The organism is Moorena sp. SIO3B2 (assembly GCF_010692525.1).
GTDB classification, from domain to species: Bacteria; Cyanobacteriota; Cyanobacteriia; order Cyanobacteriales; family Coleofasciculaceae; genus Moorena; species Moorena producens.
The window spans coordinates 1-12,169 of the sequence record NZ_JAAHHE010000193.1 but is presented as its reverse complement, the minus strand read 5'-3'; the positions used below and the strand labels follow the sequence as shown (position 1 = coordinate 12,169).

Below are 12,169 nucleotides of genomic sequence, written 5' to 3'. Positions count from 1 at the left end.
CGGATTCGCGATCGCATTTAGTGGCGGTCTGTGGTCATACCCCTGCCAAAACACAAGATTTTGCTGAAACCCACGGCACTACAGTGGTGGATTCCTGGCAGCAATTGGTAGAACACCCGGAGCTTGATCTAGTATTTATTAGCACGATTAATCGGGATCATGGCACAATTGCCCGTGCTGCCCTTAATGCCGGGAAACATGTTGTCACTGAATATCCCCTTTCCCTTGACCCCAAAGATGCCGAATCCCTGATTACCCTAGCCAACGCTAAGGGCAAGCTCCTCCATGTAGAACATATTGAGCTTTTAGGGGGCTTGCATCAAGCCTTGCGCCAATCTTTGCCCAAAATTGGTGAACCGGTTTATGCCCGTTACGTAACTATTGCGCCGAAACACCCTGCACCCCGGGGCTGGACATTCAATCTGGAACTATTTGGCTTTCCCTTCATTGCTGCTCTTTCTCGCATTCACCGCTTTACAGACTTGTTTGGTGAAGTCGCTTCTGTGTATTGTCAATCCCAATTTTGGGATGCTGCTGATCAGTACTTTACTGCTTGTCTATGTAATGCCCAACTGCGCTTTACTTGTGGTCTAATCGCAGATATTACCTATGGTAAAGGGGAAATGTTCTGGCAGAGGTTACGGAATTTTGAGGTGCATGGAAACCAAGGCACACTGCTGTTTGAGGGAGACCAAGGTAATCTGATTAAGGCAGAGGAAACCAAACCAATTGAAGTAGCAGGGCGACGGGGTTTGTTTCTTAAAGATACCGCTATGGTAATTGACCATCTAGTTAAAGGAACACCCCTGTATGTCTCGACCGTAGATAGTTGTTATACTCTCAAGGTTGCAGATGCATTACGTGAGTCCGCAGCTACAGGTCATGCGATCGCTTTAATTTAGTTTTAAGCTATCAGCTATCAGCTATCAGCTAATGCGCACACTAGTTGAGGTACTATCAGCTATCAGCTATCAGCTATCAGCTATCAGCTATCAGCTTTGGGCCTGTGGCGACGCTACTTTAGGTGCTTATGGGCTACGGGAAAGTCCCAGCGTCGTTCGCACAGCGTGGCCAAACGCGCACGCGTGGCCGAAAGGCCAAGGCCAAAGCCTGTGCCACGCTAAGCGAATGGCTCACGGCTGTTCGCGTAGCTTGAGCTAAAAGCTCACGGCTGACCGCTGAATGCTGACTGCTGAATGCTTACATTTATCATTTGGTAAAATTTATCGTCAACATTTTATACCATAAAATTGACAACGACGTTGTATAAATTACCTAAAGTATATAAATCTTAACAAATATTTTAAACTTCATTACAAAATCAGATATGCCCTTGGCATACCATGATATCTTCTGTAAGATACATCGAGTCGGGTTTCCTATGGGCTGATTGGACACGCAGCTTTCCCGCTCTCGAACTACCTAATGGTAAAGTTAGACAAGGAGGACACTTTGGATTTGCATTCTACTCAACCCCACAATGATCATGGTTGTGAAGGCATTAGCGATTATGTCGCCGAGCTTCAGTTTCACATGGCACTCCACGCCCGAAAATTAGTTCCTAACCTCACTACAGCAGCAGATAGTAGAGAGCAACTATTGCAGCAAACCCAAGCTAATTGTGAGAAACTGGCCTCCCGACAATCCCGTTCATAGAGATGAAGCCCTAGCGCGATTTGCAGCAATCAACGATTCTGTATACTGTAGCGCCTCTTGCCAAACCTGATAGCCAAGAGGCGTTAAATGTATGCCATCAGTTGTCAAGTTGTGCTGCATCTGACCTTTACTATCAGTAAACAACTTGTGAAGATTGAGATAGGCTGCTCCTTCTTGTTGAGCAATCTGAGCAATTTGTTGATTAAGATTACGAATGCGCTGATTAGAAATAGCAGTAGCTCGTGTCGGTAAAATCGACTGGATAATCAGTTGAGCTTGTGGGTGATTTTGCCGCAATTGACGGGTAATCTGGCGCAGATTATTGACAATAACTTGGTCGGTTTTCCCCTGACGCAAATCATTGATACCTGCCATCACATAAATTGTATCAGGACGAGTCTGGGAAAATGCCGATAATCGACTCAAAATTTGACTGGTATTCTCACCAGAAATGCCTTGATTGAGCCAAAGTTGATATTTAGGTAATCCCTGTGCCGGTAACCACAAACTTAGGGAATCTCCCACTACCATAGACAGACGATTGTTACCCTGTCCGTAGGCAACAGCTCTGGCTTCCTGTGCCAAGAGTTGTTTCCATTGCTGATAGGTAGGTTTGCTCAGAGGGACTCCTTTGTGATTTAATCCCTTTGCCCAAAACGATGAGAAACTATGAGCAGGTAAGCGAGTATAAAGTTTGCCAGCTCTGAGGGCAGCTAATCGTTGATAATACAGTTCCGTTCCCGACTTTGGTGAAGGAGTAGCAGGTCGATAGTTGGGTAAACTTTGCCGATACTTTACACCAAGTTTCGCCCCCCTAGCCCCCCAACTTTGCGGTGCGACCCGTGGCGAATTTAATTCGCCAACGGAAAGCGCACCGGAGGGGGAAATTGAGTTAAAGTCCCCCAGAATTGGGGGATTTAGGGGGCTTGCAGCTAAAGGTAGTGAGGTCAATTCATCTGAAAACGGCTGTAACAATTTAGTAGGGCTACGTTTCTGCCATTGACTACTAAATTGAGGAGAGGAAGTTTTGACAGTGGTTTCTAAAGTAGGGACAATCTTGTGACTAACCCCAGCCTGCAATGCTTTATTAGCTGTTGACACTAACAGGGTTGAGAGGCTATCTGAGGGATTGGCAGGTAGGGGTGGTGGTGGTGGAGCAGACATTGCTCCTCCAGTGAGTAAAGTTGTTGTTAACAGATATAAATTGCTCATAATTTGCCCACTTTCCTCTCTATACTCTTTTGACATCAAACAATCGAGGAAATCCGGACAACTTTAAAGCACTTCTAATATAATGTCAGCATAATGGCGTTGCGTCAGTCTTTGAATGAATATGAGTAGAGTGGGCATCCTGCCCGCCCGGAAATATATTGAAACTGGCAAGATGCCAGTTCCACGCAAGATGCCCATTCCACAGGTGCGACCCGTGGCGAATTTAATTCGCCAAGTAAGAGCGCACCTAAGCAAGATGCCCATTCCACCTCACTCTTAAAATCATTCCATTATTCAGCAACGCCAACATAATTACCCTTAATCAAATCTCCCCATCTCCCCATCTCCTTAATGATGGGTATTCAACTTAATACCCATCATTAAGGAAGGGATAGCTCAACGCGCACCGATCCGAATCACATCTCCATCGAAGGTTGGGAGTGACAGCACAAAGGGATCAGTGGAATAGGTCAATGCCTGTTCTTCCAGAATACCGATGGCAATTTCTTCACCCATGCGCAAACTATCATAGTAGTCAGTAAAATAGTGAACCCCAGCCATATTGCGACCAATGGAAATATTGGCAGCGAGTTTGTTCAACTCACCCTCCAGAGTCAAAAAATCCCTCGTACGCTCTGAAACAAGTCTCGCCTCACCTTTCCTGTAAGCAGATGGATCAGGGGCACGGAACACAATAGCCTGATCTTTGGGGCTATAGCGTTTAAATCTGATCTGTGTCCTTGCTTGTCCCGGTTTTGGGTTTTTGACTGGTGTTTCTACTAAAACTGCACTAGTATCAAAGAATGCCTTAAGCATGGTCACACATGCCCCAGCAACAGCGGCATGTCCTGCACCATAGGCAGGGTGCATGGGAGACCCTTCAGGAAATGCCATTGGTAGTAGATAATTCTGTGAGCTAGAGCCATTTTGATTGGCTAGTTCCAAAATCGACTTGAGAGTACCGTTGCTTTCTAGTTCACGTTCAAACCTTCTAATGTACTTGATTAATGCTCTGGGTACACTAGCTTTAGCTTGATTAGGTAGCTCTTGAAATCGCCGTAATATTTCAATCCGGGCTGCCAATGCCTCTGGTCGCAGGCGAATATGGTTATTGAACTTCTGGAAGCGAACAGCTTTGAGTGCTCGTGTCGCTACTTCGGTAACCAAAGTTAAGATGTGTGGACCGCCATAGAGGGCAAAACCACCAGCATTGCGACGGGTTGCTGGATTAGCTGCTGCCACACCACCCCCAGAAAGATGATCAAAAACGGGATCGAAGGGTGTTTGCATCCCCAGGAGAATGATGCAAGCGTTGAGATAAGGTTCATAAAGAGCGTCGTAATGAACATAGGTTGCTAAATCCCGGGGAGTGGAGATAAATCGACGAGCTGGACGATCTGGTAGCTTAGGATTTTGATCATTCTCTAAAACATAGGTTTCTCTGTCTTGCTTAATTCCACGCTGAACCAAGACATAGTCTTCCATGTTGGTCATGTAATCTTGGCAGGGTGTTGCAATGGGAACCTTTTGATCAATTTGCAAAGCACCATAGGTAATTTTCCCCTCTGCAACGTTGCCACCACCATTGAGATCAACATTACCTATCAGTAGAAACTGAGAGAGATAGGGGCCGACTTCCACTCCTGGAGAAGAGCCTCGGAATACATTTTGCTCATCAAGCTTGCCTCTGGAATTTACCTTCCGAGGTCGTCCAGTTTGGTTGCGAATATAGTCGAGGGCATTGAGACGATTGATTGAACTCTCGATTTTGCTATTCGCTCCTCTTTTCTCAAAGTCATTGAGGGGCTGATCCCGCAGTATGGCTAATTCGTAGACCTCTGCTATCTCAAAAATTAGCTCTGGGTTAGCCTTACCGCTAGCATCCATTAACGGTGGTGCTGGAGGCATGGTAACCGCTTGTGGATCGGGTCCGTTTAGCTCAAAGACAACCCCTGCAGTTGGTGCTTGCCATTGTCTAAATTGCTCAAGCAGATCAGGGTTAGTCTCAGGTTTAATAGTGTAGTCTTGACCTGTAAATACTACCTCAAATTTGGCACCATGACGTACCCGATCAGAGAAGGGATCAATAAAGCCATCGTCCACTGCACGGCGAAACTCCACAAAATCCTGTGGGTCTTGTAGTAGCCCTGTATCAGGATTGTGAGGTAGCCCTTTGGTAAAGGACATAAAATACTGATCATCAGCATGTCGCTGTTCATCCCCATTGGCTTTATGGGTAGGATAGTCACGACTTCTGGCTAGTTTTGCAGCGTCAAGGCGAATGTCAAAAGACTTCTCTGAACGATTTGCCATGAGAATCTCCTTAGGGAAAAGAATTTTGATATGTTTTTAAGATGTCTATTCAAATCTAAAAAGTAATTTATGACTCTGACAGTACCCACAAGGGTACTTTTTTCAGGAAAAAAAATCGGTTGGTTTGTAAGGATTTAGCCGTTGGCCGTAGGCCACGCTACTTGAGGTGCTGTCAGCCGTCAGCCGTCAGCCGTCAGCCACAGGCTCACGCTAGGCGAACAGCTTAAAATAAACCTCTGCCCTTGAGAATTTTATAGTTCGAGATTAATGAGAATGAAAGTCTTGGAAAAAGCCCTACAACTAATCCTTAACAAAATACCAGTAGCTCAATTCTTCCAAAGCAATATCATTCTCTGGCTGTGGAGCACGGAAATAGGAATGGATCGGAATTAACTCAGCAACAGGATGTGCTGATGGTTCAGAAATAATCTGTTTGATTCGGCTCAAGTAGTTTAAAGCGGTGCTATCCCAGGTGTAATATTTCAAAACATACTGCTGACAACGTTTCTGTAACCTTTGCCACAGTTTTTGATCACAAAGTATTTCCCTGATTCCTCTAGCAATATCTGCTGGATCATTGGGATCGACTAACATACCATAGTCTTCATCCCCTACTTTTAGACTTTCACCGACACCACTATTTTTTGTCACTACTATCGGTAATCCAGCCGCTGCTGCTTCTAAAGGAGCAAGACCAAAGGGTTCAAACAGGGAGGTAAGAGTAAACACCGAACCACGCTGAGCAAAATACCGATAGGAGGCGGCTAATGCTGGTTGATCGGGTACTGAGAAAGCACTAATTTTACCCCACAAATTTTTTTCTCGTACTACTTCCCGGATGGGACCGATTACTAGTTTTTCGGTCTGTTGATCCTGGACTTTTTCTTGCAAGGGGTTATCCAATCCACCAGTAATCAGCACCACATTGGCTTTCTCTTGGACTATCACATCGTCAGCAAATGCTTGCACTAAACCTAGGAGGTTTTTCTTGGGATCTAAACGGCTGGATGCCAAGATAGCTGGTAGATTGCGCCGTGACTCACTGATATCCCGGCGCAATCGCTGTTCAATCAGTTGATAAGTCGCTTGTTCATTATGAGCGATCGCATCGGAACCAAAAACAGAAGCATTCACTCCCGGTGCAATCACGGCAAATCGATGATCATCTTCTACATCCACTGCTCCACGATAAGCATGATGACTGTACTGTTGGAACCGCTCTTGTGCGGTATTAGTAATATTGAGGGCTGAGTGGTTCATGCTCAACCGTTCGGCTAGGATCCGGTATCGGAAATTGTAATAGTGATCAATTTCCGCCAGATTCTCTGGAGTGACGTGGAGTTTATCCATTTTTTGAGCCCCTAGGGAATGACCTGTGAAAGTAAAAGGGATCCCGGTCTGTTGCTCAATCAGCACTCCACACAGTCCCCCATCACTATAGTGGGTAGTCATGATATCAGGGAATCGACCTTCCTCTCGATAAAACTCCAGGATGTTTGGTACCCAGTCTTGGACGAGATAGGGCCATAACAACTCCTTGCGCAGGAACTCTTGTAGTCCGGCTGGCAATCGGATAATCCGAAGGTTGTCTACACTCCCATAGCAATCAAATGTCTCGGCAAATTCTGGCCAATCCGGATCAATGATGTGGCGGGTGAGAATATCTACTTGGTGACCTTGTTTTGCGATCGCATCTGCCACTTGCCTGACATAAACCAACTGACCACCGAAATCGGGATGTTCGCTAATGTAGCTATTTTTATGGTCAAAATTACCGTGAGGGTTGAGAAATCCAATGTGCATCACACTGACTCGAATAAAAACAAACTGTTACCAAACCCTGACAATTCCTAGGATTGACAATCCGGGTTGAGCTTGTTTTGGGGCTCTTATGTTAATTAAAAATTAAACTTATAATTATATTATGAAATTGGGTGGTTTTCACGACACATTTAATAGTTTTTAATGTTAACTTATATTAAGAAGCCTCGGGAAAGACGAGATCTGTTGCATAAATAGCCAACAACAGGGTGATAACTACGATAGTTTAGTTACCTCCTAAAAACTGACTTTTACAAAAGGTCTAGGGTGAAGGCAGGGACGTTATTCGTAATCAATCGTAAACAAAATCAATCGTAAATAAATTCAGGAGAGGTAAGACATTCTATGGTTAGTTCTATGGTTGGTTCTATGGTTAGTGAAGCAAAGACCCAATCTCCTCACCATGTGGTCATTGTTGGTGGCGGATTTGGTGGACTCTATGCTGCTCAGGCTCTGAGAAAGGCACCAGTGAAAGTAACTCTAATCGATAAACGGAACTTTCATTTGTTCCAGCCCCTACTCTACCAAGTGGCTACCGGGGGCTTATCCGCTGGTGATATTTCCTCACCCCTGCGGGCAATCCTGAGTCACCAGAAAAATACTCAAGTGCTGATGGGGAAAGTAATTGGTCTTGACCCGAACCAGAAAACCGTTCAACTAGCAGACAAAGAAATATCTTACGACTCCTTGATCGTGGCCACTGGCGTTAGCCACCACTACTTCGGTAATGATCAATGGGCACAAGACGCTCCTGGTTTGAAAACCATTGAAGATGCCCTAGACATTAGACGTCGGATTTATTCTGCCTTTGAAGCAGCAGAAAAAGAAACTGACCCCGAGAAACGTCGCGCTTGGTTGACCTTTGTGTTGGTAGGAGGCGGACCAACTGGAGTGGAATTAGCCGGAGCCATGGCAGAATTGGCTTACGACACCTTAAAAAATGACTTCCGCGATATTGATACCTCCGAAGCGAGGATTGTGCTGTTGGAAGGGATGGATCGGATTTTGCCTCCTTACCCACCGGAGTTATCAGTAAAAGCCCAAAATTCTCTGGAACGGTTAGGGGTGACAGTACAGACAAAGACTCTAGTTACTAATATTGATAATGATATAGTTACCATGCGTCGAGGAGAGCAGGTAGAGGAAATTAACGCCAAAACTGTTCTGTGGGCAGCAGGGATGAAAGCATCTGCCATGGGCAAGGCGCTAGCAAACGCTACTGGTGTCGAGCTAGACCGGGCTGGACGGGTGATAGTACAACCGGATATGAGCTTGGCCGGACATCCGGATATTTTTGTGATTGGTGATTTGGCGAATTTCTCTCATCAAACCGGTAAGCCCCTACCAGGAGTTGCGCCAGTGGCGATGCAACAAGGCAAGTATGTATCTACTCTGATTCAGAAGCGCCTCAAGGAGGAGACAGTACCGGATTTCCATTATCAGGATTATGGTAATTTAGCGGTGATTGGACGGAATGCCGCAGTAGTGGATTTGGGGTTTGTTAAGTTCTCTGGTTTCCCCGCTTGGCTAGCCTGGATTTTTATCCACATCTTCTTCCTGATTGAATTTGATAACAAGTTGCTGGTCATGATTCAGTGGGCATGGCATTACCTTACCTTTAAGCGCGGGGTTCGTTTGATTACCAATCTTGAGGAAGAACCAGCAGGGAATTTCGAGGAGAGAAGAGATTATCGGACTCCCGTACAGGTGTAGGGCTTTAGGGATTAGGGATTAAGTTGACACTCCCCGGCCTAAAGGCGCGGGGATTCTTCACTCAACGACCCAACGTGGCTCTTCCAGACCGGAATCAAGAAGAGTAGAGGTTAGATCTCCTGAAGCGTTAGGATTTAAAATCCAAGTTCCGACGTGCCCCGTCGTACTTATGGCTCTGTTGCGGATATTAATGGCGGCGTTATGATCTCTATCTAATTCGCATCCACATTCACAGGCATGGGTTCGAGTAGAGAGAGATTTCTTCACAACTTCACCGCAGTTGGAGCAGTTTTGACTTGTATAGGCAGGATTTACTGCAACAGTTATCCGACCAAATTTAGTTCCAAAATGCTCCAACCATTTCCTGAATTGATACCAACCTGCATCATTAATAGATTTGGCAAGACAATGATTTTTTACTAGGTTTTTGACTCTGAGATCTTCATAGGCGACCAGATCGTTAGAACGGATTACGCAACGTGCGAGTCTCTTCGCATGTTCTTCACGTTGCCTACTTATTCTGAGGTGTTGCCTGCCTAGTCTATTTATGGCTTTTTTTCGGTTGGATGAGCCTTTCTTTTTTCGGGAAACCCGACGCTGACAAAACTTTAAACGCTTTTCGCCTTTTCTATAAAATCGGGGGCTAGGTTCAGAATGGCCGTCGGAATCTGTATAAAACTCTTTAAGTCCTACATCTAGCCCAATCGTCTTACCAGTTGAATCTATGTCTTCGCGTGCTACGACTGCAACGCAGAATTGGACATAGTACCCGTCAGCCCGTTTGACTATCCGAACCCGATTAATTTGCTTCTTGTCAAAACGCCACAAATCCCAGGTACCCTTGAGTTTAAGCTTCCCAATTCCTTTTTTATCTGTGAACGTTATCGACTTCTTGTCAGGGGATAATTTCCATCCTGATTTCTTATACTCGACAGAGCGACCACGTTTTTGGAATTTAGGAAAACCCTTTTTCCCAGGAATTTGTTTCTTGCAATTATCGTAAAACCGAGCGATCGATGACCACGCCCTTTCAGATGCAGACTGACGGGCAGTAGAGTTTAACTCATTAGCAAAAGGGAACTGCTTGGCAAGAATTTTAGAATACCTACTAAGATCACTTTTTCCTGTCCCCTTATTATCCAACCAGAGGCGAATACAGCTATTTCGGATGAATTTGACTGTCCGGATAGCTTCGTCTATAGCTGAATATTGGGATTCCTTCCCTTTCGCCTTAAACTCTAGTATTATCATTGACCTTGACCTTGACCTTCGGTCACGCTACGGGAACGGTCACGCTACGGGAACGAATATCGACCCCCTTCGATACATTTTTATATTAACAGAGCAGATATAAAAATGTCAAGCCTAGATCTAAAAAAGCCGTCCTAGAAGGACGGGGCTTTAAACCCAAGATTTTTGGTAAGCATTCAGCATTCAGCATTCAGCATTCAGCCATTGGCCTACGGCCAACGGCTGACAGCTGACCACTGACGGCTGACGGCTGACCACTGACCCTTACACTAGGCATTAAGTACTAAAACCATTAACCTAAACTTTAATCCCTAATACCATTAACCTAATACATGAGTCAGATTTCCTCTAAAGCATCTACTCCTTCCTCAATTAATCTATTGGAGCAACCAGCCGCTTGGCTGTACAGTTTCTGGAAATTTTCTCGTCCCCATACGATTATTGGGACGAGTTTAAGTATTTTTGCCCTCTATCCCATTGCCGTTTCCATGACTAACAGTGGTTGGACTTGGCAAGGATTCGGTCAACTGCTGGGAGCTTGGATTGCTTGTTTGTGCGGTAATGTCTATATTGTAGGACTAAATCAAGTCCACGATGTGGAGATTGACCGGATTAATAAGCCCCATCTTCCCATTGCTGCAGGGGAGTTTTCTCTGCAACAAGGTCAGCGGATTGTGGCGATAACTGGTATCCTAGCGCTACTGTTTGCTTGGTTATTGGGACCGTGGTTGTTGTTGATGGTCAGTATTGGTTTGGCAATTGGTACATGCTATTCCTTGCCACCAATCCGGCTAAAGCGGTTTCCCTTTTGGGCAGCGCTATGTATTTTTTCAGTGCGGGGAGCAATCGTTAATTTAGGTCTGTTTTTACACTTTAGTTGGGCATTGCAACAGGGACAAGTGATGATGCCCACCGCAGCAGTGTGGGCATTGACCTGGTTTATCTTAGTCTTTACCGTTGCGATCGCAATATTCAAAGATGTCCCAGATATCGATGGGGATAAGCTTTTCAATATCACTACCTTTACCATCCGCCTCGGTAAATTGGCGGTATTTAATATAGCACGGGGGGTGATTACTGCTTGCTATCTCGCCATGGTGCTAGCTAGTGTGCTGCTCCTCGGTTCAGTAAATATCCTCTTCTTGGTAGGAACCCATCTGGTAGCATTAGCAGTAATGTGGTGGCGCTCTTACCAGGTAGACTTGGAGGATAAAAATGCGATCGCTAGTTTTTATCAGTTTATCTGGAAACTCTTTTTCCTGGAATATTTGATTTTCCCAGCGGCTTGTCTTTTTAGACTATAGGGTTTCTCAATCAATCGAATCAACAGCCCGTCAGCCGTCAGCCGTCAGCCGTCAGCCGTCAGCCGTCAGCCGTCAGCTTATTTTATTCAAAAGCACCTCTGCATCAAGACAGCGTGCCCGTAGCGCTAATCGCTGATAGCTGATAGCACCTCAAGTAGCGTGCGCGTAGCGCTAATCGCTGATAGCTGATAGCTGACCGCTGATAGCTGATAGCTGATAGCTGATAGCTGATAGCTGAATACTTACAAAAAAATAGCCGTAGAAATACTATCCACGGCTATTTAAACTCCACAATAAGTCCGTTGAAATTGTTATATAGCAGTCGCCAGCGATGCAGAGGTGCGACCCGTGGCGAATTTAATTCGCCAACGGAAAGCGCACCTAAGCGGTCTTGGGGGTTTCCCCCATGAGCGACTGCATCAAGACAGGGCAGTTAGGACATTACAAAAGTCTCAAAGCTAAGTAAGCGCAAGAGTTTTACTTTTGACTTCTGACTTCTGACTTCTGACTTCTGCTATGTCACTCAGTTACTAAACCTAACCTGATGTGATCCTATTTGAGCAGACCGGAACCTTTGACTGGGGGGAAAACCCCCCATTAATTTAAGGTGTTATGGCAACAGCCAATACTTGGTTAGTGTAGTCATCACTTCACCTGGAACATCAGTCGCCTCCAGAGGAGTCCATTCGCAAATCTCCGCATACCCTAGGGCATACATCGTCTGCATACTATATATTACTGCTTCCCGAGACCCTTTCAGAGTGTGCTGAGCAGGTTGTTTCTTGAGGTTTTTAGTAAATCCTTGTCGCATAATTTAACAATTGAACTCATTGTGGTCATTTAATGATTATTGTAATGATTATGATTATAATTGTCAAGGGTTTAAAAAACTTTTTTTT

General features: G+C 45.2%; 10 protein-coding genes and 1 pseudogene. 6 read left to right on the top strand and 5 right to left on the bottom strand.

Going from position 1 to position 12,169, the window contains the following annotated elements:
• The 3 genes from F6K38_RS27015 to F6K38_RS27005 form a co-directional block, all read left to right on the top strand.
• Window positions 1-902, top strand: a 902-nt coding sequence (locus F6K38_RS27015; RefSeq protein ID WP_287358150.1) for a Gfo/Idh/MocA family protein, incomplete at its 5' end; no start/stop codon positions are given.
• A gap of 31 nt (window positions 903-933) precedes the next feature.
• Window positions 934-1,161: a hypothetical protein gene (locus tag F6K38_RS27010; RefSeq protein ID WP_131827076.1), complete on the top strand. Its 228-nt coding sequence runs from the start codon at window positions 934-936 to the stop codon at window positions 1,159-1,161.
• 291 nt (window positions 1,162-1,452) lie between these two features.
• On the top strand, window positions 1,453-1,656 hold the full coding sequence (locus tag F6K38_RS27005; protein ID WP_044495006.1) for a hypothetical protein: 204 nt from the start codon (window positions 1,453-1,455) through the stop codon (window positions 1,654-1,656).
• On the opposite strand, the gene F6K38_RS27000 is transcribed toward F6K38_RS27005, so the two are convergent.
• Complete coding sequence (locus F6K38_RS27000; RefSeq protein ID WP_287358147.1) at window positions 1,651-2,904, bottom strand: GDSL-type esterase/lipase family protein; 1,254 nt, start codon at window positions 2,902-2,904, stop codon at window positions 1,651-1,653. The two genes, F6K38_RS27005 and F6K38_RS27000, sit on opposite strands and share 6 nt — an antisense overlap.
• 85 nt (window positions 2,905-2,989) lie before the next feature.
• Here F6K38_RS27000 and F6K38_RS26995 point away from each other — a divergent pair, with 85 nt between their 5' ends.
• Entirely contained in the window at window positions 2,990-3,148 is a 159-nt protein-coding gene (locus F6K38_RS26995; protein ID WP_287266605.1) for a hypothetical protein, read from the top strand.
• 116 nt (window positions 3,149-3,264) lie between these two features.
• Here F6K38_RS26995 and F6K38_RS26990 read toward each other — a convergent pair whose 3' ends face one another.
• Together F6K38_RS26990 and F6K38_RS26985 are read right to left on the bottom strand one after the other, a co-directional pair.
• Window positions 3,265-5,181 (bottom strand): phosphatase PAP2 family protein, encoded by a 1,917-nt coding sequence (locus F6K38_RS26990; RefSeq protein ID WP_287358146.1) that lies wholly within the window; start codon window positions 5,179-5,181, stop codon window positions 3,265-3,267.
• A gap of 300 nt (window positions 5,182-5,481) precedes the next feature.
• Window positions 5,482-6,984, bottom strand: coding sequence for a glycosyltransferase (locus F6K38_RS26985; protein WP_287255330.1), 1,503 nt, complete (start codon window positions 6,982-6,984; stop codon window positions 5,482-5,484).
• Window positions 6,985-7,371: 387 nt separating this feature from the next.
• Between F6K38_RS26985 and F6K38_RS26980 the strand changes: the two genes are divergently transcribed.
• On the top strand, window positions 7,372-8,715 hold the full coding sequence (locus tag F6K38_RS26980) for an NAD(P)/FAD-dependent oxidoreductase (protein WP_044495002.1): 1,344 nt from the start codon (window positions 7,372-7,374) through the stop codon (window positions 8,713-8,715).
• 38 nt (window positions 8,716-8,753) lie between these two features.
• Here F6K38_RS26980 and F6K38_RS26975 read toward each other — a convergent pair.
• Window positions 8,754-9,966 (bottom strand): annotated as a pseudogene (locus F6K38_RS26975) (RNA-guided endonuclease InsQ/TnpB family protein).
• A gap of 332 nt (window positions 9,967-10,298) precedes the next feature.
• On the opposite strand from F6K38_RS26975, the gene F6K38_RS26970 reads away from it, so the two are divergent.
• Window positions 10,299-11,270: a homogentisate phytyltransferase gene (locus F6K38_RS26970; protein WP_287358141.1), complete on the top strand. Its 972-nt coding sequence runs from the start codon at window positions 10,299-10,301 to the stop codon at window positions 11,268-11,270.
• Between the two features lie 610 nt (window positions 11,271-11,880).
• On the opposite strand, the gene F6K38_RS26965 is transcribed toward F6K38_RS26970, so the two are convergent.
• Window positions 11,881-12,081: a hypothetical protein gene (locus F6K38_RS26965; protein ID WP_287358138.1), complete on the bottom strand. Its 201-nt coding sequence runs from the start codon at window positions 12,079-12,081 to the stop codon at window positions 11,881-11,883.
• Window positions 12,082-12,169: the final 88 nt, after the last annotated feature.